The following is a 23250-nucleotide window of genomic DNA, read 5'->3' as shown; positions in this document are numbered from 1 at the left end:
GGACGTTGCCCCATTAGGTAGAACTTATGTAGGCACGTTACTACATTCAACTACCGTTCGCCCTCAGTCCAAGCTGTTCGCCTGCCGATTTTTCGATCGTATTGCCCCCAAAAAAGTTCCGCTTTCACTTCCTTTCGCCTCTCTTTCATCTTGCTTTCGTTTTTTGGTGTGATCTAATCAAAAACGAAAGTAGCCGCTCGATGGAACGGGCGGTCGTCGGGGGATGCGTCTGTTGGAGCGTATTTTCGACCTCGCCATCATCGGAGGCGGTGTTAACGGCTGCGGCATCGCGCGCGACGCGGTGGGCCGCGGCAACACGGTTTTCCTGTGCGAAATGAACGATCTGGCGAGCGGCACGTCGTCCTGGTCGACCAAACTGGTGCATGGTGGCCTGCGCTATCTCGAATATTATGAGTTCCGCCTGGTCCGCGAGGCGCTGATCGAGCGCGAAATTCTCTGGGGCATCGCGCCCCATATCATCCGCCCCCTTCGTTTCGTTTTGCCGCATCACGCCGGCCTGCGACCCGCCTGGCTGCTGCGGCTGGGACTCTTTCTCTACGATCACATCGGTGGCCGCCATTTGTTGCCGGCAACGCGCTCCGTCGACCTCAGACGCGACGAGGTCGGCCGCCCGCTGATCTCGAACCGCTACGCCCGCGCGTTCGAATATTCCGACTGCTTCGTCGATGACGCCCGCCTCGTCGTGCTCAACGCGCGCGATGCCGCCGACAAGGGCGCCGAGATCCGCACGCGCACCCGCGCCACCGAGATTCGCCAGTCCGACGGCGTCTGGACCGTCGGCATGGTCAACACGCTGACCGGCGAGCGCTCGCAGGTCCAGGCGCGTGCGCTGGTCAATGCCGGCGGTCCCTGGGTCGAGGACGTGCTCGGCCGCGGCGCCGGCGTCAATGCCAAAGCCAAGGTGCGCCTGGTCCAGGGCTCGCACATCGTGGTCAAGAAGCTCTACGACCACGACCGCGCCTACATGTTCCAGAACGCCGACGGCCGCATCATCTTCGTGATCCCGTACCAGGAGGATTTCACGCTGATCGGCACCACCGATCGCGACTATGACGGCGACCCCGCCAAGGTGAAGGCGACGGCCGAGGAGATCCAGTATCTCTGCACCGCGGCGAGCGAATATCTGGCCAAGCCCGTGACTTCGGAGGACGTGGTCTGGACCTATTCCGGCGTGCGTCCGCTCTATGACGACGGCGCCAGCGAAGCCAAGGCGGCGACCCGCGACTACGTGTTCGAGCTCGACACGCCCGGCGGCGTGCCGCTGCTGTCAATCTATGGCGGCAAGATCACGACCTATCGCCGCCTGGCAGAGGAAGCATTGGAACGGCTCGCGCCCTACCTTCGCAGCGCGAAAGCGCGCGAGGGCTGGACCGGAAAATGGCCGCTGCCCGGCGGGGACATGAACGTCTCCGACATCGACGGGCTGATCGCCGAGCTCCAGCGCGGCTATCCTTTCCTCAGCCACGAGCATGCGCGGCGCCTTGCGCGCGCCTATGGTACAAGGGCGATCAAGCTGCTCGGCGATGCGAAATCGGCCGCCGATCTCGGCCAGTCCTTTGGTGCAACGCTGACCGAGCGCGAGGTTCGCTATCTCATGGCCAATGAATGGGCCGTCACCGCCGAGGACGTCGTCTGGCGCCGTTCCAAGCTCGGCCTGCGACTATCTGCCGACGAGGTCGCGGCACTTGACGACTGGATTAGGACCCACGCCGTGCAGCAAACTCCCCTGCTGGAAGCAGGAGGACGTTCATGACCGTGACACTCGATCACGTGACCCGAACCGTCGAGGGCGTCCCGCACATCCGCGACGTCTCGCTGACGCTCGAGAGCGGCACGCTCAACGTGCTGCTGGGGCCGACGCTATCGGGCAAGACCTCGATCATGCGGCTGCTCGCCGGGCTCGACAAGCCGACCACCGGCAAGGTGCTGGTCAACGGCAAGGACGTCACCGGCGCCGATGTGCGCCAACGTTCGGTCGCCATGGTCTATCAGCAGTTCATCAACTACCCCTCGCTCACGGTCTACGAGAACATCGCCTCGCCGCTGCGCGTGCAGGGCAAGCCGCGCGATGAGATCGAGGCGCGCGTGGCCGAGGCGGCAAAATTGCTGCGGCTCGAGCCGTTCCTGAAGCGCACGCCGCTCCAGCTCTCCGGCGGCCAGCAGCAGCGCACCGCCATCGCGCGCGCGCTGGTCAAGGGCGCCGATCTCGTGCTGCTCGATGAGCCGCTCGCCAACCTCGACTACAAGCTGCGCGAGGAGCTGCGCGCCGAACTGCCGCGCATCTTCGAGGCCTCCGGCGCGATCTTCGTCTATGCCACCACCGAGCCGACCGAGGCGCTGCTGCTCGGCGGCAACACCGTCTGCATGTGGGAAGGCGAGGCACTGCAGATGGGCGTGACCTCGAACGTCTATCGCCGGCCGCAGACCCTGCGCGTCGCCCAGGTCTTCTCTGATCCGCCGCTCAACCTGGTGGGCCTCGAGAAGGGGGGTGGCATGGTTCAATATGCCGGCGGCAGCGCCGCGCCGGCGTCCGGACTTTATGGGGGACTTCCCGACGGATTCTATCGCGTCGGTTTCCGCGCCCATCAGCTCGGGCTCGCCAATGGCGAGGCCGACCGCCATGCCTTCCATGCCACTGTCACGGTGACCGAGATCACCGGTTCGGAGAGTTTCGTGCATCTGACCCGCGACGGATTGAACTTGGTTGCGGTATTGCACGGCGTGCACGAGTTCGAGCCCGGCCAGACGCTCGATGCCGTGCTCGATCCGAACGATGTCTTCGTTTTTGACGCGGCCGACCGTTTGGTCGCTGCTCCCAAGACTTGAGGAGGTATGCGCCATGGCCCGCATTGACCTCGTCGATCTCGCGCACTCCTACGGCGGCAATAATGCCCCGCCGGAAAGCTTTGCACTCAAGCCTGTCACCATGACCTGGCGGCAGGGCGGCGCCTATGCGCTGCTCGGGCCGTCCGGCTGCGGCAAGACCACGCTGCTCAACGTCATCTCCGGCATCATCACGCCGTCACGGGGGAAAATCCTGTTCGACGGCAAGGACATCACACCGCTGTCAACCCAGAAGCGCAACATCGCCCAGGTGTTCCAGTTCCCGGTCATCTACGACACCATGACGGTGGGGCAGAACCTGGCGTTTCCGCTGAAGAACCGCAGCGTGCCGAAGGCGGATATCGACAAGCGCGTCGCCGAGATCGGCCGCCTGCTCGATCTCGAACCCTATCTGAACCGCAAGGCGACGCGGCTCACTGCCGACGCCAAGCAGAAGATCTCGCTCGGTCGCGGCCTGGTCCGCTCCGACGTCGCTGCCGTGCTGTTCGACGAGCCGCTGACGGTGATCGATCCCGAGCTGAAATGGCAGCTTCGCTCGAAACTGAAGGCCCTGCATCGCGAGCTCGACCTCACGATGATCTACGTCACTCACGACCAGACCGAGGCGCTGACCTTCGCCGACACCGTCGTCGTCATGCATGATGGCCGCGTGGTGCAGAGCGGCACGCCGGCCGAGCTGTTCGACAAGCCGGCGCACACCTTCGTCGGCTATTTCATCGGCTCGCCCGGCATGAACATCCTGCCGGCCGAGGTGAGGGGACGCGAGGCCAAGGTCGACGGCCATGTCATCGCGCTCAACCGCAGCTATGACAATCTGCCCGCAGGCGCGAAGATCGAGATCGGCGTGCGACCAGAATTCGTCGACGCCGTCGCGCCCGCGCCCGGCCTGCTCACTTCAAAAATCGAGCGCATCGACGATCTCGGCCGCATCCGCTTCGCGCGCGTCCGCGTCGGCGAGGCCAAGCTTGCGGCGCGCGCGCCAGCGGGCTTCACCAGCTCGGATGGTAACGCCGGGCTGAAATTCGATCCGTCCCATGTGCACGTCTATGCCGACAGCCTTCTGGTGGAGGGAGCCGCCTGATGGACAAAACCGTCAACCAAAAAGCCTGGTTCCTGGTACTGCCGGTGTTCCTGGTCGTCGCCTTTTCGGCGGTACTGCCGCTGATGACGGTGGTGAACTATTCGATGCAGGACACGTTCGGCAACAACCAGTTCTTCTGGAACGGTGTCGGCTGGTTCAAGGAGCTGCTGGATCCCTCGACCGATCTCGGCGGCCGCTTCCTCGCCTCGCTCGGCCGCAATCTGTTCTTCTCGTTCGTCATCCTTGCCATCGAGGTGCCGCTCGGCATCGTCGTCGCGCTGTCGATGCCGCGCCAGGGCTGGACCGTCGCGGCCTGCCTCGTGATCCTCGCGCTGCCGCTCTTGATTCCGTGGAACGTGGTCGGCACGATCTGGCAGATCTTCGGCCGGCCCGACATCGGTCTGATGGGGTACGTCCTTAACCACATTGGCCTCGACTATAATTACGTCTCCAACGACATCGACGCCTGGGTCACCGTCATCGTGATGGACGTCTGGCACTGGACCAGCCTCGTCGCGCTCCTGTGCTATGCCGGCCTGAAGTCGATCCCCGAGGCCTATTACCAGGCGGCGCAGATCGACGGCGCCTCGCGCTGGGCCGTGTTCAAGGCGATCCAGCTGCCCAAGATGAATCGCGTGCTGCTGATCGCCGTGCTGCTGCGCTTCATGGACAGCTTCATGATCTACACCGAGCCGTTCGTCGTCACCGGCGGCGGACCCGGCAACTCCACGACCTTCGTGTCGATCGAGCTCGTCAAGATCGCGCTCGGCCAGTTCGACCTCGGCAAGGCCGCCGCGCTGTCGCTGGTCTACAACCTCATCATCCTGATCGTCTGCTGGATCTTCTATACCGTCATGACCAATGCAGGCGCCGAGCGCAAAGTCCAGGCGGAGAACGAGCCGGCGGCGGAGCCCAAGGCTTCGGCTGCGCTCAAGCCCGTGCCCGCGCTCAAGCCAAAGGAAGGAGTGGCCTGATGCATTCGATCCCCGGCCGCCGCCTCATCATGGGGCTGTTCCTGATCTTCCTGCTGTTGCCAATCTACTGGCTCGTCAACATGAGCTTCAAGACCAACGCCGAGATCGTCTCGACGATGACGCTGTGGCCACACACTCCGACGCTCCAGCACTACAAGCGCATCTTCACCGACGAGAGCTGGTATTCCGGCTATATCAACTCGCTGGAATATGTCGTCCTCAACACCATCATCTCGATCTCGGTGGCGCTGCCGGCGGCCTACGCCTTCTCGCGTTACCGCTTCCTCGGCGACAAGCACCTGTTCTTCTGGCTGCTGTCGAACCGCATGGCGCCGGCGGCGGTCTATGCGCTGCCGTTCTTCAACCTCTATTCGGCGATCGGGCTGTTCGATACGCCCTGGGCCGTCGCACTCGCGCACTGCATCTTCAACGTTCCGCTCGCGGTGTGGATCCTCGAAGGCTTCGTCTCCGGCGTGCCGCGCGAGATCGACGAGACCGCCTTCCTCGACGGCTATTCCTTCCCGCGCTTCTTCATCAAGATCTTGGTGCCGCTGATCGCGAGCGGAATCGGCGTCGCCGCCTTCTTCTGCTTCATGTTCTCCTGGGTCGAGCTCCTGCTCGCGCGCACGCTGACCTCGGTGCAGGCCAAGCCCATCGCCGCGATCATGACGCGCACGGTGTCGGCCGCCGGCATGGACTGGGGTTTGCTGGCCGCGGCCGGTGTGCTCACCATCATTCCGGGCGCGCTCGTGATCTGGTTCGTCCGCAACTACATCGCGAGCGGTTTCGCGCTCGGCCGGGTCTGAGGAGGCTCTTATGGAATCCATTGCATGGATGGCCTGGACGCTGCCGACGGCGATCTTCTTCGCAGCGCTCGCCTGCACGCTTGCCGTGATGACGTGGCTCGCGGCGGTCTATCCCGAAGCGGAGCGCGTCGGCGTGCTCAGTATTCCGACCACGCGCGGCGACCGCCTGTTCATCTCGCTGATCGCGGCCGCCGTGATCCATCTGTTGTGGATTGCATTCGTCGGCACCGACGCGCTCGCCACGCTGCCGATCGGCGAGGAGGGCGTGGAAATCTCGCGCCTGTGGCTCGCAAGTGGAATTTCGCTGGTCATGGCCGTGCTCATTTTCCGCACGGTCTAGCTTGCGAAGGGACGGCCAGATCCGGGAGCAACCCGGGCCTGTATAAAGTTTGTCGCTGCAACGGAGGATCAACATGCGACAGTTTAGGAGAAGGAAAGGTCCATTGACCAAGAATAGCTTTCTGACCATGTCCAGCGTCGCCGCGATTGTCGCGGTGTCGTTCGCCGTCTCGGCGCCGGTGCGCGCCGCCGACGACGCCACGATCCAGAAGTGGATTGCGGAATTCCAGCCCTCGACCTTGTCGAAGGACGACCAGAAGAAGGAGCTGGAGTGGTTCGCCAAGGCCGCCGAGCCCTTCAAGGGCATGGAGATCAACGTCGTCTCCGAAACCATCACGACCCACGAATACGAGTCGCAGACGCTGGCCAAGGCGTTCTCCGAGCTCACCGGCATCAAGCTCAAGCACGACATCATCCAGGAAGGTGACGTCGTCGAGAAGCTGCAGACCCAGATGCAGTCGGGCAAGAACGTCTATGACGGCTGGATCAACGATTCCGACCTCATCGGCACCCACTTCCGCTACGGCCAGACCATCGCGCTGTCGGACTACATGACCGGCGAGGGCAAGGACGTCACCGACCCGATGCTCGACGTCAACGACTTCATCGGCAAGTCGTTCGGCACGGCGCCGGACGGCAAGCTCTATCAGCTGCCCGACCAGCAGTTCGCCAACCTCTACTGGTTCCGCTACGACTGGTTCACCAATCCCGACTACAAGGCCAAGTTCAAGGCCAAGTATGGCTACGAGCTCGGCGTGCCCGTGAACTGGTCGGCCTATGAGGACATCGCCGAGTTCTTCACCAACGACATCAAGGAGATCAACGGCGTCAAGGTCTACGGCCATATGGACTATGGCAAGAAGGACCCCTCGCTCGGCTGGCGTTTCACCGACGCCTGGCTGTCGATGGCCGGTAACGGCGACAAGGGCATTCCGAACGGTCTGCCGGTCGACGAATGGGGCATCCGCATGGAAGGCTGCCGTCCGGTCGGCTCGTCGGTCGAACGCGGTGGCGACACCAATGGTCCGGCTGCGGTCTACTCGATCACCAAGTACCTCGAGTGGATGAAGAAGTATGCTCCGCCGCAGGCTCAGGGCATGACCTTCTCCGAGTCCGGCCCCGTGCCGGCGCAGGGCAACATTGCCCAGCAGATGTTCTGGTACACCGCCTTCACCGCCGACATGGTGAAGCCTGGCATTGCCGTGATGAATGCGGACGGTACGCCGAAGTGGCGTATGGCTCCGTCGCCGCACGGCTCGTACTGGAAGGAAGGCATGAAGCTGGGCTACCAGGACGCGGGCTCGCTCACGCTCCTGAAGTCGACGCCGGCGGATCGCCGCAAGGCAGCCTGGCTCTATCTCCAGTTCATCGTCTCCAAGACGGTGTCGCTGAAGAAGAGCCATGTCGGTCTCACCTTCATCCGTGAATCCGACATCTGGGACAAGTCGTTCACCGAGCGTGCGCCGAAGCTCGGCGGCCTGATCGAGTTCTACCGCTCGCCCGCGCGCGTGCAGTGGACCCCGACCGGCAACAACGTGCCCGACTATCCGAAGCTCGCGCAGCTCTGGTGGCAGAACATCGGCGATGCGTCGTCCGGTACGAAGACGCCGCAGCAGGCGATGGATGCCCTCGCGGCCGCTCAGGACTCCGTCATGGAGCGCCTGGAGAAGTCCGGCGTGCAGGGTGCCTGCGGTCCGAAGCTGCACAAGAAGGAAACGGCCGAGTACTGGTACGCCAAGGCCCAGAAGGACGGCACGATTGCTCCGCAGCGCAAGCTCGCCAACGAGAAGCCGAAGGGCGAGACGGTCGACTACGACACCTTGATCAAGTCGTGGCCGGCGTCCCCGCCCAAGCGTGCGGAAGCGAAGTAAGAGACACGTAGCGTCATCAAATACGAGAGGCCGGGAGCGATCCCGGCCTTTTTCCTTTGGTGAGTTCGGCACGCTGTCTCCACACCGTCATTGCGAGCGCAGCGAAGCAATCCAGAGTCTTTCCACGGAGGCAGTCTGGATTGCTTCGCTGCGCTCGCAATGACGCGTGTGTGGCAAGCACCGTCGCACACACTCGCTGTCGTCGCCCAGTGGTGCGCGACCTACTCCGCCGGCTCGGCCGCGAGCGTCGGATAGTCCGTATATCCCTTCGCACCGCCGCCGTAGAACGTGGTCTTGTCCCAGTCGTTCAGTGCCGCGCCCTGCTTCAGCCGCTCGACGAGATCAGGGTTGGAGATGAACGGCTTGCCGAAGGCGATGAGGTCGGCCGCATTCGCGTCCAGCACCTTGTTGGCGAGATCGAAATCGTAGCCGTTGTTGGCGACGTAGGCGCCGGCGAAGCGCTCGCGCAAGGACGCATAGTCGAACGGCGCGATGTCGCGCGGACCGCCGGTGGCGCCCTCGACGACGTGGAGATAGACCAGCTTGAGCGCGCTGAGGCCATCCACGATATGATCGAACAAGGCTTGCGGATTGGAGTCGGAGAGGTCGTTGGCCGGCGTCACCGGCGAGATGCGGATGCCGGTGCGCTCTGCGCCGGCTTCAGCGGCAACCGCCTTGGAAACTTCCAGCATCAGCTTGGCGCGGTTCTCGATCGGGCCGCCATAGGCGTCGGTTCGCTTGTTGGCGCCGTCCCGGGCGAACTGATCGAGCAGATAGCCGTTGGCGCCGTGGATCTCGACGCCGTCGAAGCCGGCCTCGAGCGCATTCTTCGTCGCGCGCTTGAAGTCGTCGATGATCCCTGGAATTTCGGAGAGCTCGAGCGCGCGCGGCTCGGAGACGTCGGCGAATGTGCCGTTGACGAAGGTCTTGCCCTTGGCGCGGATCGCGCTCGGCGCGACCGGGGCGGCGCCTTTCGCCTGGAGGTCGACATGCGAGATGCGGCCGACATGCCAGAGCTGGATGAAGATCTTGCCGCCGCGCTCATGCACGCGGTCGGTGACCTTGCGCCAGCCGGCGACCTGGTCCCTGGAATAGATGCCGGGCGTGTCCTGGTAGCCTTGGCCTTGCTGCGAGACCTGGCTCGCTTCGGTGATCAGCAGCCCTGCGGACGCGCGCTGGCTGTAATAGTCGGCGGCGAGCTGACCAGGCACGAACGTGCCGGGCACAGCGCGGTTGCGCGTCAGCGGCGCCATCACGAAACGATTGGCCAGCGTGATCGGGCCGAGCTTGTAGGTCTCAAACAATTTGGTCGGACGGCTCATGGGGATGCTTCCAGGCAATGAGAGGTCACGAACACTTGTGCATCGCGACATCGGGCGCAAGGCCGGAGCCATACTCGAGGCGCAGGCGAGCTACGCGGCAAGGCCGCGTAGCATGATTCATGTGCAATTTCGACCACGGCAGCAGAATTTCGCTACGCGGCCGTGCGATCCGGCAAATCAGTTCGCGCCGAGGAAATCGCGCTTGCCGATCTCGACGCCGTTGTGGCGCAAAATGCCGTGAGCCGTCGTGGCATGGAAATAGAAGTTCGGCAGCGAGAACGCGCTCAGGAATTGCTGGCCCTTCATGGTGATGGATTTGTCGGGCCCGGCCGGGAAGGTGACGTCCTTGGTCTCGGCGCCCGCGAACTGCTCGGGCTTGAACGACTTCACGTAGTCGATCGTCTTTGCCAGCCGCTGCTTCAGCTCCGCGAAGGTCGTCTCGGTATCGGGGGTGGAGGGCACCTCGCTGTGCGTCAGCCGCGCACAGCCCTTGGCGGCGAAATCGCTGACGAGCTGGATCTGCTTCGACAGCGGCAGCATGTCCGGGAAGAGGCGCGAGCCGAGCAGGACGCTGGGGTCGATCTTTTTGGCCGCGCAATGCGCTTCGGCCTTGGTGAGCAGGCCGGTGAGGCTGTTCAGCATTTGCAAATAGGCGGGGACGGCCGCGTCGTAGAAGGACATGTGATGCTCGCTTTGATGGTGGGAAAGCTCAGGAGAAACCTGAGCCACTCACATGGGAGCGTCATGGAAAAATGCAATTGCGGAAAGCTGCTGGTGCAGTGCGAAAATTCTCCGCGGCGGTCATCGCCCGCGAAGCAGGGTTGCTACCGCACCGTCGCCTGTGGCTGCACCTGCGCCGTGCCGCCGCGCATGCGGGCGAGCAGCTCGGCGGTCGGCCAGGAATCGGCGGGCAGGCCGTACTTGATCTGCATCGCCTTCACCGCCGTGCGGCTCAATTGCCCCATCACGCCATCGACCTTGCCGACATTGAAGCCGGCGCGGACGAGGTGCTGCTGCAGCTCCTTCAGTTCGTTGAGCGGCAGTTGCACAACCGGCACGGCGGACTGCCGCATCGGCGCGGCGCCGGCGATGCGGCTGGCGAGATAGGCTGCGGTGGTCGAATAGATCAGCGAGTTGTTCCACTCGGTGTAAGCCGCGAAATTCGCATAGGCGAGGAACGCTGGCCCGGTGCGACCCATCGGCAACAGCAGCGAGGCGGGCAGGTCGTCGTTCGGCAGCGGCCGGCCATCGGGATAGGTGACGCCGAGTTGCGCGAATTTCGCGCGCGGCAGCTTGATCGTCAGGTCGGCCTGGTCCCACGGAAAGTTCGCGGGCGCGCGCACTTCCTGCAGCCATGGCTCGCCGCGCCGCCACTTCAGTCCGGTGGCGATGTAGTTCGCGGTGGAGCCGATCACGTCGGGCGCGCTGCGCAACAGGTTGCGATGGCCGTCGCCGTCATAGTCCACCGCATAGTTGAAATAATGCGTGGGCAAGAACTGCGTCTGCCCGAGCTCGCCGGCCCAGGAGCCGATCATCTCGGATGGTGAGAGATCGCCACGGTCGATGATCTTGAGCGCCGCGATGGTTTCCTTCTGAAACATCTCGGAGCGGCGGCAGTCATAGGCCAACGACACCAACGACGGCAGCGTATGCAGCTTGCCGAGCTCGGCGCCAAAGCTGCTCTCCAGTCCCCAGAACGCGGCGATGACCGCCGGCGGCACGCCATATTCCTTCTCGGCGCGGGCGAACGCCGCCGCATGCATCTTGATGCGCGCCTGGGCGTTCCTGGCCGCGCCCTCCGACGCCCGGTTGCGCGAGAATTCGGTGAACACCTGGCCGAACACGCGCTGGCCGCGGTCGCGGTTGACGATGCTCTGGTCGTAGGTGAGGTACGGCGCAGCCTCGGCGAGCGCGTGCTGCGACACGCCCTCGGCGACGGCCTGCTGCTTCACGTCGGCGAGGAAGCGATCGAAGCTCGCGCCGTTATGGCACGACGCGGCGCGCGGCGAGGGAATTGATGTCCTGGGGGCCGCGGGCTTGCCGGGCGGCGGAAGCATTTGGGCGGTGGCGGTGGCGGAGCAGGCGAGGAGCGCGACGGCCGCGATTAGAAATCGGGTCTGGACCATAGGGGTTCCGGCGGGGAATGAGCAGGCGTGGATTCGCCCGAAGTCTAGGTGAAGTGATCGCCTCAGGCCATCCCCACCCTGCGCTCGCCGCCGATCTGGCTGGAGGACGATCGGTTGCCCGCCTTGGTGCGTGGGGCATGCGTTCAGAAGGCAAGCGCTTGGCTCGGTTGGATCAAACCCGCCGAATCCGGGTTGACCTGTCGAAACCGCTATTGAAAGGCTCGTCCCCATGGCCGAGTTGGCTCCGGCCTCGTCGCAACGAACACCGGCCGTGCGAGCCGCGTCCTCGCCCATGCTCACAGCCGGCGGCATCGTCCTGGCCATCGGAGCCCTCTATCTCGGCCGGGAAATCTTCGTTCCTTTTGCTCTTGCTATCCTGCTGAGCTTCGTTCTCACGCCCTTGGTCAATTGGTTGAGACGTTCGAAGGTGCCCCGCATTGCAGCGGTACTGCTCGCCGTTTCCATTGCTTTTATCGTCGTCGCAGGGATCGCCTTGGTCGTCGGGCGCCAACTGGTCCAGCTCGCCAGCAACCTTCCCAATTATCAGACCACCATCACCGAGAAGATCCGCTCGTTGCAGAGCTCCGCGCCAGGCGGCGGGGTCGTCGACGCCGTCACCACGACGATGCAGGATCTCGGCAGGGAGATCTCGGGAGACGAGAAAAAGTCGGGGGTCGCGCCGTCCCGGCTTGGCGCCGGTGGTGAGAGTCGGGAGCCCGTTACCGTGCGGATGGAGCCGCCACAGCCGAGACCGCTGGAGGTCATTCGCGCTGTCATAGGGCCGTTGCTGGCGCCGCTTGCGACGTCCGGGCTGGTCGTCATCTTCGTGATTTTCGTGCTGCTCGAGCGCGAAGACCTGCGCGATCGATTCATTAAACTGGCGGGAGCCGGTGACCTTCAGAAGAGTACTCAGGCCATCAACGATGCTGCCTCGCGGGTCAGCCGTTATCTGCTGATGCAGCTCGTCGTTAATCTGACTTACGGGCTGCCGATCGGTGTTGCACTCTACTTTGTTGGCGTACCGAACGCGATTCTTTGGGGCCTGCTCGCAGCGGTACTCCGGTTCATTCCCTATCTCGGTCCCTTTCTGGCGGCGATATTTCCTGCTGCCCTGGCCATCGCCGTCGATCCGGGCTGGACGATGCTGTTCTGGGTCGTCGGTCTGTTCCTGACGGCTGAACTCGTCAGTAACAATGTCATCGAGCCTTGGCTCTACGGGTCCAGCACCGGGCTGTCATCCCTTGCGATCATCATCGCCGCGATCTTCTGGACGATGCTGTGGGGACCGGTCGGGCTATTTCTGGCGACACCTCTGACCGTCTGCCTGGTCGTCATTGGGCGCTACGTCCCACAGTTGGAGTTCTTGGGCATTCTTCTTGGCAGCGACCCCGTGCTCGCGCCGGAGGAGCAACTCTACCAGCGGCTATTGGCCGGCAATCTGGAGGAGGCGGTTGAGTTTGCCGAGAACTATGTCGACGAGTGTTCCTCGTGCGAGCTGTACGATAACGTCGGCATTCCAGCGTTGCGCTTGGCGGAGAACGATCGCCAGCGCAGCAGCGTCGATATCAACTACCGGCGTCTCGTCGCAGATACGGCGATCTCGGTTGTGCGGGAAGTTGACGACCATATCCGCGAGTCAGCGTCTGCAGTGGAAGAGGGAAATCGGACGGCGCAGCGACCATGCGTCCTCTGTCTCGCAGGACGCATGGAGCTCGATCATGCAGCGGCGGAGATGCTCGCGCAGGTGCTCGAGGAACGCAACATCGGCGCCAAGGTCTTGCCGCCGATCGTGGTCAGTCGGGGAGCATTGGAGCAACTTGATCTGCAGGGGGTTGACGTGGTGTGCCTGTCCTACTTTCACCCGCAGCCGCAGGTCTATGCCCGCTATGTCTTTCGTCGCCTGCGCCGTCGGGCGCCCCAGGTGAAGCTTGCCGTCTGCTGCTGGAATTTGATCGCCGGAACGGAACAGACGGGAGAGCTCAAGACTCAGATGGCTGCCGACGCGGCTTTCGCCTCCCTCCGGGCTTGCGTCGAGCAGGTTGAAGCATGGGTCGGTCGCGCGGCAGCTCTCGGCGATACGCCCCAGCTCACAGCCGACGCCGAACGTGCCCAGCTCGCCGCGCTGCGCGACCTCGGCTTGGACGCCGCGAAACGCCAGGATCTGGATGAGGCGTCCAGAAAGGTCGCACAGGCGTTCAACGTTCCGATAGCGCTGGTGACATGGGTCGATAACATGCAGCCAGCCGCCGCTGACAGCCGCGCCCAGGACGTTCAAGCAGGTCTGCAGGGCAATCATGAGGGCTCCCTCGACGCGCATGTGATCGCTGCAGACGATATGCTGGTTTCGGAGGATGTCACCGGGGACCCGCGCTTCGCCGATGATCCGCATGTGCTGGAGAGGGGCATTCGCTTCTACGCGGGCGTTCCGCTACGGACTTCATCCGGTCATGTTGTTGGTTGCCTTTGTGTCATCGATACTCAGCCGCGGGAGTTCACCGACCGAGATCGTGACCGCCTGAAGGAGATGGCGAACCAATTGATGGTCGATATCCAGAGCACCCAAGCGACTACAGGCGTCGATACGGATAGCTTGAGGGAGGCGCATCCCGCCCCCTAGGGAGAGGAAGCCGACATTGCCGCTATGAGCACGTGGCGCTAGCCGAACAGCCGCATCAGCAGCGCTTTGCCGACCGGGAGCGCCCTGACGCCCCGAAAAGCGCGAACATACTCGCCGGCATAGAACGCCCGGATCGCATGCACGCGCGTATCCATGCCTTCCTCGAAGCGCACGGCAAATCCGTCCGTGGTTCGTCGCACCACGATCGCTGCGATCGAGCGGCCATAGATCTGGCATTCGATCGTGCTGCCCGGCGCCGGTGGGTCGGGATCGATCAGGCGGGCGCCGGTGATCGAGATGTCGGCGAGACGCGCGAGATGCGACCTGCCGTCCCGGCGCAACAGCACCGGCTCATTGCGATTGAACCGCTCCGCCTTGCGTTTGCGCGGCTGCTCGATGCAGACGAAGCAGACCACGGCGAGGATGAACGCGTTATAGAGGCTCCACGCCAGCGCCAGTCCGCCATAGGCGATGTTCTCGCCGCGCAGGTTCAGGACGAAGGCATAGGCGATGGCTGCGAGCGTGATGACAAGCGCGCTGCCGTAAATCCGCAGCAGCGGCCATTCGACAAATCTCCGGTCGCGGTCGCCGCCTTTCGCGGTGACCTTGAACTTGTGTCCTTTCGGCCGCAACAGGCCGGCCGCCACCGCCTTGAGCACGGCAGGGGCGGCGATGAGCTGCGACACGTCCGTCATCATCGCGAGTGACCGGCCGCGCGACAGCCAGGCCATGCTGAGGCCGTGCCAGACATAGAACGGCAGAAAGAAGCGCAATAGCTCGGTGAGGTCGGCCTGCACCGCCTTGATACCGAACAGCAGGAACAGCCAGGGCACCGCGAGACCGGCCACCTTCGACGTGTAGACCGCAGACCAGCTCATGAAGGCATCGACCAGCGAGAGCCGGTCGATGAAGGACAGCTTCGAGTCCGGTGAGAACGGTCCGCTGCGCCCGCGTACGATCTGCATGAAACCGAGGCACCAGCGGGCGCGCTGGGTAATGTATTCCTTCAGCCCTTCCGGCGCGAGCCCGATCGTCAACCGCTCGTTGAGATAGATCGTGGTGAGGCCGTATTCCTTCAGGCGCAGCGTGACGAGGTAGTCTTCCGTCACGGAGTCGGTTGGAAACCCGCAGATCTGCACCAGCCCGGCATAACGGATGAGAGACGAGGTGCCGCAGCAGAAGGCGACGCCCCAGGCGTCCTTCGCCGGCATCAGGATGTCGAAGAAGAAGCGCTGCTCGTCCGGCCAGACGTCGGTCGCGGCGAGGTTGGTCTGGATCGGGTCGGGGTTGATGAAGTGCTGCGGCGTCTGCACCACGCCGACGGATGGGTCGTCCATGAGAGAGACGGTCCGCGCGAGAAAGTCGGGCCGCGGCACGAAGTCGGCGTCGAGAATGGCCACGAAGGCCGGCCGCTCCGGCAGCGCGCCGACATGCCTGAGCGCATGGTTGATGTTGCCGGCCTTGGCGTGGTGGTTGTCGGGCGGCGTGAGATATTGACAGCCGAGCTCGCCCGCGAGCCGCCGCAGCCAGGGTCGCCGGCCGTCGTCGAGCACCCAGACGCGGTAATTGCCGTACACCATGCCGGTGGCGCCGATGATCGTGCGTTCGAGGATCGATCGCTCCTCATTGTAGGTGCAGATGAAGACGTCGATCAGCGGCGCGCGCTGATCGGTGGCGCGGCCATCGATCCTTGCCGTGCCGGTGCGGTCGAGCGTCCGGCTCAGGAACAGCAGCGACAAGACGACTGCAACGAGTGAGGCCGCCTCCAGCAGCATGAAGGGATAACCAATCACGGCATCCGCAGTCAGATGCAGCGGCGGGAGCGTCGCCGTGACGCGCCAATAGAGATAGCGGAGCAGGAACACGAGCGACACGACGGCCAGGAACGCGCGCGCCATCGTGCTCTCGCGTCTGAGCAGCGGCACGATCGCCATGAAGATGCCGAGTGCGATCAGGCCGGGCGTCAGCGCCATCATCACGGCGCGGTCTCCTGCCGGGCAAACACGACGCGGCCGGTGCGTCCCACGGTGCAGGCGCGGGCCGCGGCATCGCGAGATGCGACGGTCACGCGATAGGGCTCCTTGCTTAGCGCATCCGGATTGATGGCGAGGTTTGCGGGCGCACCGGCGGCGCCGGTGAGGTTGACAACGGTGCCGGAGATCGGCTCGCCGCCGTCATTCGGCTCGAAGCTGGCGCGATCGCCAAGCTGCAAGCGGTTGTAGACGCTCTCGGTGACGTTGGCGGTGATGACGGCGCCGCTGCAATCGAGCACCTTGAGCAGGGGCTGGCCGGCCTGCACGTCTTCGCCAGGCGAGGTCATCATCTCCCAGACGCGGCCAGCGACAGGTGTCGTAATGTTGGCCTCGGAGAGATCGGCGAAGCGGACCTCCTCGATGATGATCTCGTTGGCGAGCCAGGCGATCTCGGTGTCGGTGCGGGCGAGATCGGCCTCGAGGTCGCCGGCACGCTGGCGCATCTCCTCCTCGCGCTGCACCGAGCTTGGCCGGTCGTTGTAGCTGTCGCCGAGGAAGGAGCCGTTCTGTGCCGCGGCAAGCTCCACCTTCGCCGCGTCCAGCCGCTTGCGCGCACCAAGCTCGGTCTGCTGTGACACGGAAAGCTCGCGTGTCAGCCGTGCCAGCTCGACGGTCGAGACATTGCCGGATTTCGCCAGCGAGGAGGCGCGTTCGACGGCGGCGCTGGCTTCGTCCCGCCGCGCTGCCGCCGCCTCGATCGAGGTCTGGATCTCGGCGATGCGGGCCTCGAGCTGGAGCACGCGCCCGTTGCGGAATTGCGCGGCCTGCCGCGCCAGGTCCCTTTGCGCAGCCTGGGCCGAGGCAAGTTTTGCGGCAAGGCTCGGCCGCTCGTTCTCCAGGCGCGATTTCTGCCGCCGGAGATCGTCGAGCCGGGTGCGATCGCCGCGCGAGTTGACGACGCGCAGGACGACGGTCCCGGCCTCGAGCTTGGCCTGGTCGGTGACGCGCTGGGCGGCCGCCACGCGGCCACCGATGGGTGTGCGCAGGGTGACGAGGCGGGAGTTCAGCACGGCTTCGACGCTCGAATTTTCCCAGATTGCGCGCAGCGGCAGCCAGCCGAATACGGCGATGATGGCGAGCCCGATGGCGATCTTGGCGCCGCGCCGCAGATGCGGCCAGCGGCGTCCGGATTCCGGCGCCGTCTGCCCATCGGGCCCGTGGTTGGGCTCGTCATTGGCGAACAGCTGTTCGTGCAACGCCTCCTGCAAGCCCTTCGCGTCAGTCTTGCTCTCAGGGGAGGGGGCGGATGCGGGATCGACGGAGGCGGCGCGCGAGCGGTCCATCATGACGGTCACCTTGCTGACAGGGATGCCAACGGAACCGGTCAATGCGCAGGAACCGTGCTGTGTGCCCTGTTGCGAGCATTAAGCCGAAGCTGCACTTTCCAGGTTGCTAAGCGCCCGCGCGCGTTTTTGCGCAAATCCCGGTCAAGGTTTAGCGGCGGGGGAAAGGTTGGTCGCGCTGGATGCGGCCGGGCGACGCACAAACCTTGCAGTGGCTGGCCGCAATCATACCTCGTGGAGGCCGGCCAGAGGTTCGCCCGCGGCCGCCCCAGGAGACGGCCATGAACTATTTTCGTACCGCAATGCTGCTCGCCGGCCTCACCGCCCTGTTCATGGGCGTGGGCTATCTGATCGGCGGTGCCTCCGGCGCCATGATCGCGCTCGTCATTGCCGCGGCGACAAATCTCTTCGCCTACTGGAACTCCGACCGTGCTGTGCTTTCGATGTACGGCGCCCATGAGGTCGACCGCCAAAGTGCGCCTGAGCTGGTCGGGCTCGTCGCGGAGCTGGCGGGCCGCGCAGGCCTGCCGATGCCGCGTGTGTTCGTGATGGACGAGGCGCAGCCCAACGCGTTCGCGACCGGCCGCAATCCCGAGAACGCCGCGGTCGCCGTCACCGTCGGCCTGATGAACCAGCTCAGCCGCGAGGAGCTCGCCGGCGTGATCGCGCACGAGCTTGCGCATATCAAAAATCACGACACGCTGCTGATGACCATCACCGCGACCATCGCGGGTGCGATCTCCATGCTCGCACAGTTTGGCATGTTCTTCGGCGGTCACCGCGACAACAATAACGGCCCGGGCATCGTCGGTTCGATCCTGATGATGATCCTCGCCCCGCTCGCCGCCATGCTGGTGCAGATGGCGATCAGCCGCACCCGCGAATATGCCGCGGACAATCTCGGTGCGCGCATCGCCGGGCAGCCGATGTGGCTGGCCTCCGCGCTGGTGAAAATAGAGGGCGCGGCGCATCAAGTGCCGAACTATGATGCGGAACGTAATCCCGCTACCGCGCACATGTTCATCATCAATCCGCTGTCGGGCCACGGCGTCGACAATCTCTTCGCCACCCATCCTTCGACCCAGAACCGCATCGCCGCGCTCCAGCAACTCGCGGCCGAGCTCGGCGCGCAGGCGGCGCCTTCGGTCGGCGCCAACGAGAACTATCCGCCTCGGGGCCCGTGGGGCCGCTCGTCGTCACGTGGTCGCGGTCCCTGGGGCTGATGCGGAACCGGCTGGAATTTGCGCCCGGCTTTGTGACTTGGCGCACACTGGATCGTCGGCGCCGGTGTTAACACCTCGGCGAGACCATTTCTTCGAAAGGGGATGCGTGGCCGGCCCGCCGCCGGCCACCGTCGAAGATGACCAGAGCTGTCGTACCATTGCTGATCGTCCTTTGCGTGCTCATTGGGCTGTCCACGCACATGGTCGTCAATTGCGGCGACGAGGACGATTCCGACATCTGCTCGGCCGTGATCGGCTTCTCGCCGTTGCGCGGCTCGCTGATCGCCTTCGCCTATGAGGGACGCGGACGGATCGCGCTGCGCCACGGCGACGTCAGGCGCGCGATCGCCGATTTCGACGAGGCCATCCATCTCAATCCCAACCGCGCCTCGCTCTATCGCGACCGCGCGCTGGCGCGCCGGCAGAACGGCGATCTGGAGCTCGCCATTGCGGATTACGACGAGGCGATCGCGCATGATCCGAGGCTCGCCGCGCCCTATCATCAGCGCGGTCTCGCGCTCGCCGCCATGGGCGATCTCGACCGCGCCATCCTGAGCTACAACACGGCGATCCGCCTCGATCCGTCGGATGCGCAGGTCCGCCTCGACCGTGGCCTTGCCTTCCTCGCCCGCGGCCAGGCCGACGACGCACGCACCGATCTGGAGGCCGCGCTGGCGCTGCCGCCCGGCAAGGACGGCCGCACGCACGAGGCTGCACGCGCCAAGCTCGCCGAGCTCTCCAGCGCCGAGCCGACGACCCGGATGGCGGCGCCGAGAAGGTGAAATATTCGAGGAGCGCTGCACTCTTTCCCTCTCCCCTTGTGGGAGAGGGTGGCTCGCCGCGAAGTGGCGAGACGGGTGAGGGGTTTCTATCCTCACGAGCTGTCTTGCGAGCGCAAAGAACCCCTCATCCGGCGCTTCGCGCCACCTTCTCCCACAAGGGGAGAAGGGAAAGCACCTCGCGCCTTACTTCGCCTTCTTGGCTTTCGCCTTCTTCGCTTTGGGCTTCTTTTCGGGCTTCTCTTCCTTCGCCTTCTTCTCCACCTTCACTGCGACCGGCGTGCTGGCGGCGAGGCGCATGGCACGGGCGTAGCTGTCGGCGACGTTGTCGGCGGACATCTGCAGGCGCTTGGCGGCAGCGGTGGCCTGCTCCAGAGTGGCCTTGGCCATCATCTTGAAGCGGTCGCCGGTCTCTTTGCCCTTGGCCTTGGCCGCAAGGCCGTTGAAGCGATCCCGCCGCTCCTTGGCGCGGGTCATCAGGCCCGTATGCAGCTGTCTGGCCAGTTGCCGGATCACGACATCCAGGTCGGCGTCCGCCATATTGTTCTATCCTCTTCGAAAACGGTATCGATGCGGGCGGGACTATGCAGATCGGGCCCCACCTTGGCAATTGCCGCCTGCACGTCATCCGCAGCTTCCGGCCTGCAAAACAAAAAAGCCGCGCGTTTCGCGCGGCTCTCTGATGTCGTCTGGCGCAGGCGACGCGGCGTCCGCCTTACTTCAGCGAGGCGACCGGACCGCTCGACGGCGCCGGGTCGGGGTCGAAGCCGAACACGCCGACCAGGTATTTGTAATAGTCCGGCATCTTCTCCTTGAGCGCCTCGCGCGACTTCGGATCGTGGAATTCGCTTTTCCCGGCCAGGAAGATGCTCGCGGTCACGGCAAAGAACTCCATGGGATTCTTCATCGCATAGGATTCCCTGGGCAACAGGTCCTTGGACTTCGCCAGGGCAAAGTAGGCGATCACGCCCTTGTTGGCGTAGCCGTCCGGCAACAGCCGCGCATGATAGGCGTGCAGCAGTTCGTGCAGCAGCACGGCCTCCTTCTCGTACCGCATCATGTCCGGCCGCAGCATGATCACGCCGAGGCCGGAATCGACCGCGAGGTCGATGGCATTGGGATTGGTCCAGCGCTGCTTGCTGGGATCCCAGACCGTCAGCGTCCGGGGCGCGCTGCGCTGGATGTCCGGCGTGACCCGGCCGTAGCACGCGGTCGCGGCGCCTTCGTCGAGGCAGGCCAGCTCGCTCGCGACGATCGGAACGGTGTGGAAGAAGCGCAGCACGCGCGGCGACAGGCCGACGCCTTCGACGACGTCGATCTGGCTCTTCAGATTGTTGGTGAGCTTGTCGACATCCTTGCGGTCGGAATTCTCCGACAGGTCGAACATGTAGCCGCGGTAGCTCTGGAAGCCCGGCGGCAGCGGCTGCGCGGCCTCGGTGGACGCATCGAGCGCCCCGGCAATGGTTGGATCGGCGAAAAGCGCGCCGACAATGGTTGCGGTCAGCAGCAACGCAATGCGCATGATGAACCCCCTGATCTCACGTCGCCCGGCAGGATAGGCCACCGTTGTTTGCGAAAAGTGAGTGAGGCGACACTAAGGCAGCGATGTTGAGGCGTGCTTAATCCTTGGTTGCAGATCGCGGAGGCGGATTAGTGCGGGGTTAACCAAGCGTGGATTGGCGGCGTGCTTCGGCGTAACATTCGCTTCGGGCGCCAGGCCCGAAAGTCCAGACAGCCGGTAGGAGGATGCCATGTATGCCGCCATCCGTCAGGCCAAGGCGAAAAGCGGAAGCGCGGAAGAGCTGGCGCGCCGCATCAAGGACGGCGCCGTTCCGATCATCAGCGACGTCGACGGTTTCCGCGCCTATTACGTCGTCTATGCCGGCGACGACACGGTGACCGCGATCTCGATCTTCGACAAGTTCGAGCAGGCGGAGGAGGCGAACCGGCGCGCGATCGCTTGGATCGAGAAGGATCTCAGCTCGCTACTCGCCGGACATGCAAGCGCCGCCGCGGGGCCGGTAATCGTGCATACGCTGGCGTAGGCCCTTCGTCATTGCGAGGAGCCCGCGACAAAATTGCGAAGCAATTTTGCGCTGGCGACGAAGCAATACAGACTGTTGCTGTGGAGACAGTCTGGATTGCTTCGCTTCGCTCGCAATGCCATGACGGAGAAGAGAGCGAGCCTCACAACTCCCTCGCATTCGAAAACGCGAAACTCGACACCCGCCGCGTCGTCTCGTCCAGGATCAGCGTGCGCGTGATCGGCGGCTCGGCGCGCTGGGCGCAGTTTTCGCGCTCGCAGAGGCGGCAGTTGACGCCGATCGGCGTGCCCTCGGTTTTCTCCAGGTCGATGCCGGCGGCGTAGGTCAGGCGCGCGGCGTGGCGGATCTCGCAGCCGAGGCCGATGGCGAAGCGCGGCTGCGGCAGCGGATGCGGCGCGACGGGACGGCGCACCATCTGCGCGATCGAGAAATAGCGCGTGCCGTCTGAGAGTTCGATCACCTGCTTGAGCAGGCGGTCGGGCGTGTCGAACGTCGAATGCACGTTCCACAGCGGGCAGGTGCCGCCGAATTTCGAGAACGGGAAGGTGCCGGAGGAAAAGCGCTTCGAGACGTTGCCGGCATTGTCGACGCGCAAGAGGAAGAACGGAATGCCGCGCGCGTTCGGCCGCTGCAGGGTGGTGAGGCGATGGCAGACCTGCTCGAAACCGGAATTGAAGCGCTGCGCCAGCACGTGGATATCGTAATTGAGCGCCTCGGCTGCGGCGAGGAAAGCCGGATAGGGCATCATCACGGCTGCCGCAAAGTAATTGCCGAGCGTGATGCGGAACAGCCGGCGCGGCGCGTCGTCGAGCGGACCGGCGCGGCCGATGATGGTCTCCAGGGCTTGCGCGCATTCACCGAGCCCGAGCTGGAAGGCGAGCTGGAACGCACGGCCGGGCGGGTCGACCAGCTCGGAGATCAGGAGCTGGCGGCGGTGGCGATCGAAGCGCCGCAGCGTCTCGCGCATCACGTCGACAGGCATGATCCGGGTCTGGATCGAATGCTTTTCGCGCAAGCGTGCCGCAAGCGCGGCGTAAAGTCCTTCGGCCGGCACGTTCAGCTCATCGCGAAGCGTCTCCGCGGCCTGCTCGAGCTCCGGAAAATAGTTGCGATTGGCCTCGATCAGCTCGCGCACGCGCTCGACCGGATTGGCTTCATAGCGCGTGCCGACGTCGCGGTCGGCCATTTGCGCGGCGGCCAGCGTCTCGCCCTGGCGCGCCTCGGTGTAGGCGGCGTAGAGCCGTTGCAGCGCATGGGTGACGCCGGGGCAGAGCTCGGCGAGGTCGCGCAGTTCCTGCTTGGGAACGTCGATCTGGCGGAACAGGGGATCGGAGAAGATCTCGTTGAGCTCGGCGAAGAAACGGTCCTCGTCGGCGGTTGCGAGGTCGCGCAGGTCGAGGTCGTAGGTCTCGGCCAGCCGCAGCAGGATCTGCGCCGTCACCGGGCGCTGGTTGCGCTCGATCAGGTTGACGTAGCTCGGCGAGATCGAGAGCCCCTCGGCGATCTGGGTCTGCGACAGCCCCAATTGCTGCCGGATCCGCCGGAAGCGCGGGCCGACGAACAGTTTTTTCCCGGATTCGGCGGGCATCAGCGGCGCTCCTCTTCGCCTCTCCCCGCGTGCGGGGAGAGGCCGACACGCGAAGCGTGGCGGGTGAGGGGGAACTTCCCCAGGGGAGGTGCAAGACGAACTCGCGGAGAGAGCCCCTCACCCCGACCCTCTCCCCGTAAGAACGGGGACAGGGAGAAAATAACGGACTTGGCGGGCATTTCAGCTCTCCTGGGGCATTAAAGGACAGTTTTGCTGACCCATATATTTTACAAAATTTACAAAATAACATCTGTTACATGTTCTGATGTTACATGACATCACCATTCAAATACAAGGC

General features: G+C 64.3%; 19 protein-coding genes. 11 read left to right on the top strand and 8 right to left on the bottom strand.

The annotated features are described in order from the left end of the window. The first annotated feature begins 223 nt into the window (after positions 1–223). From glpD to NLM27_RS23055, 7 genes are all read left to right on the top strand, one after another. Positions 224–1774 (top strand): glycerol-3-phosphate dehydrogenase, encoded by a 1551-nt coding sequence (glpD, locus tag NLM27_RS23085; RefSeq protein WP_254145507.1) that lies wholly within the window; start codon positions 224–226, stop codon positions 1772–1774. Beyond that, positions 1771–2847, top strand: coding sequence for an ABC transporter ATP-binding protein (locus NLM27_RS23080; protein ID WP_254145506.1), 1077 nt, complete (start codon positions 1771–1773; stop codon positions 2845–2847). Before glpD ends, NLM27_RS23080 begins: the two co-directional genes overlap by 4 nt. Positions 2848–2860: 13 nt before the next feature. Beyond that, positions 2861–3946 carry an ABC transporter ATP-binding protein gene (locus NLM27_RS23075; protein WP_254145505.1) on the top strand — a complete coding sequence of 362 codons (1086 nt, stop codon included), beginning with the start codon at positions 2861–2863 and terminating at the stop codon, positions 3944–3946. Next, positions 3946–4920, top strand: a complete 975-nt coding sequence (locus NLM27_RS23070; protein ID WP_254145504.1) for a carbohydrate ABC transporter permease — start codon at positions 3946–3948, stop codon at positions 4918–4920. Before NLM27_RS23075 ends, NLM27_RS23070 begins: the two co-directional genes overlap by 1 nt. Beyond that, complete coding sequence (locus tag NLM27_RS23065) at positions 4920–5726, top strand: carbohydrate ABC transporter permease (RefSeq protein WP_254145503.1); 807 nt, start codon at positions 4920–4922, stop codon at positions 5724–5726. Before NLM27_RS23070 ends, NLM27_RS23065 begins: the two co-directional genes overlap by 1 nt. Before the next feature lie 10 nt (positions 5727–5736). Beyond that, positions 5737–6066, top strand: coding sequence for a DUF2160 domain-containing protein (locus tag NLM27_RS23060; RefSeq protein WP_254145502.1), 330 nt, complete (start codon positions 5737–5739; stop codon positions 6064–6066). A 127-nt stretch (positions 6067–6193) separates the two neighbouring features. Then, positions 6194–7936: an ABC transporter substrate-binding protein gene (locus NLM27_RS23055; protein WP_254148904.1), complete on the top strand. Its 1743-nt coding sequence runs from the start codon at positions 6194–6196 to the stop codon at positions 7934–7936. 221 nt (positions 7937–8157) lie between these two features. Here NLM27_RS23055 and NLM27_RS23050 read toward each other — a convergent pair whose 3' ends face one another. From NLM27_RS23050 to NLM27_RS23040, 3 genes are all read right to left on the bottom strand, one after another. Beyond that, positions 8158–9258, bottom strand: coding sequence for an alkene reductase (locus NLM27_RS23050; protein ID WP_254145501.1), 1101 nt, complete (start codon positions 9256–9258; stop codon positions 8158–8160). A 177-nt stretch (positions 9259–9435) separates the two neighbouring features. Further along, positions 9436–9939: a DUF1993 family protein gene (locus tag NLM27_RS23045; protein WP_254145500.1), complete on the bottom strand. Its 504-nt coding sequence runs from the start codon at positions 9937–9939 to the stop codon at positions 9436–9438. 143 nt (positions 9940–10082) lie between these two features. Next, positions 10083–11384: a lytic murein transglycosylase gene (locus NLM27_RS23040; RefSeq protein ID WP_254145499.1), complete on the bottom strand. Its 1302-nt coding sequence runs from the start codon at positions 11382–11384 to the stop codon at positions 10083–10085. A 229-nt stretch (positions 11385–11613) separates the two neighbouring features. Between NLM27_RS23040 and NLM27_RS23035 the strand changes: the two genes are divergently transcribed. Further along, positions 11614–14001, top strand: coding sequence for an AI-2E family transporter (locus tag NLM27_RS23035; protein ID WP_254145498.1), 2388 nt, complete (start codon positions 11614–11616; stop codon positions 13999–14001). A 38-nt stretch (positions 14002–14039) separates the two neighbouring features. Here the strand turns inward: NLM27_RS23035 and NLM27_RS23030 are convergent, their stop codons facing one another. After that, positions 14040–15977, bottom strand: coding sequence for a glycosyltransferase (locus NLM27_RS23030; protein WP_254148903.1), 1938 nt, complete (start codon positions 15975–15977; stop codon positions 14040–14042). Continuing rightward, on the bottom strand, positions 15977–17320 hold the full coding sequence (locus tag NLM27_RS23025; RefSeq protein ID WP_254145497.1) for an HlyD family secretion protein: 1344 nt from the start codon (positions 17318–17320) through the stop codon (positions 15977–15979). The genes NLM27_RS23030 and NLM27_RS23025 overlap by 1 nt, the downstream gene beginning before the upstream one ends. A gap of 278 nt (positions 17321–17598) precedes the next feature. On the opposite strand from NLM27_RS23025, the gene htpX reads away from it, so the two are divergent. Together htpX and NLM27_RS23015 are read left to right on the top strand one after the other, a co-directional pair. Continuing rightward, positions 17599–18540, top strand: coding sequence for a zinc metalloprotease HtpX (gene htpX / locus NLM27_RS23020; RefSeq protein ID WP_254145496.1), 942 nt, complete (start codon positions 17599–17601; stop codon positions 18538–18540). Positions 18541–18677: 137 nt separating this feature from the next. Continuing rightward, the gene (locus NLM27_RS23015; protein WP_254145495.1) at positions 18678–19322 is read left to right on the top strand and encodes a tetratricopeptide repeat protein; all 645 of its coding nucleotides are present in this window, start codon (positions 18678–18680) and stop codon (positions 19320–19322) included. Positions 19323–19505: 183 nt separating this feature from the next. On the opposite strand, the gene NLM27_RS23010 is transcribed toward NLM27_RS23015, so the two are convergent. Both NLM27_RS23010 and NLM27_RS23005 read right to left on the bottom strand, forming a co-directional pair. Further along, positions 19506–19859 carry a hypothetical protein gene (locus NLM27_RS23010; protein WP_254145494.1) on the bottom strand — a complete coding sequence of 118 codons (354 nt, stop codon included), beginning with the start codon at positions 19857–19859 and terminating at the stop codon, positions 19506–19508. Between the two features lie 175 nt (positions 19860–20034). Beyond that, positions 20035–20841, bottom strand: coding sequence for a hypothetical protein (locus NLM27_RS23005; protein ID WP_254145493.1), 807 nt, complete (start codon positions 20839–20841; stop codon positions 20035–20037). A gap of 229 nt (positions 20842–21070) precedes the next feature. Here NLM27_RS23005 and NLM27_RS23000 point away from each other — a divergent pair, with 229 nt between their 5' ends. Then, positions 21071–21364, top strand: coding sequence for an antibiotic biosynthesis monooxygenase (locus tag NLM27_RS23000; RefSeq protein WP_254145492.1), 294 nt, complete (start codon positions 21071–21073; stop codon positions 21362–21364). A gap of 142 nt (positions 21365–21506) precedes the next feature. Here the strand turns inward: NLM27_RS23000 and NLM27_RS22995 are convergent, their stop codons facing one another. Further along, positions 21507–22952, bottom strand: a complete 1446-nt coding sequence (locus NLM27_RS22995) for a short-chain fatty acyl-CoA regulator family protein (RefSeq protein ID WP_254145491.1) — start codon at positions 22950–22952, stop codon at positions 21507–21509. Positions 22953–23250 lie beyond the last annotated feature (298 nt).

Source organism: Bradyrhizobium sp. CCGB12, from assembly GCF_024199845.1.
Taxonomy (GTDB): domain Bacteria; phylum Pseudomonadota; class Alphaproteobacteria; order Rhizobiales; family Xanthobacteraceae; genus Bradyrhizobium.
This window is presented reverse-complemented; position numbering and strand designations above follow the sequence as displayed.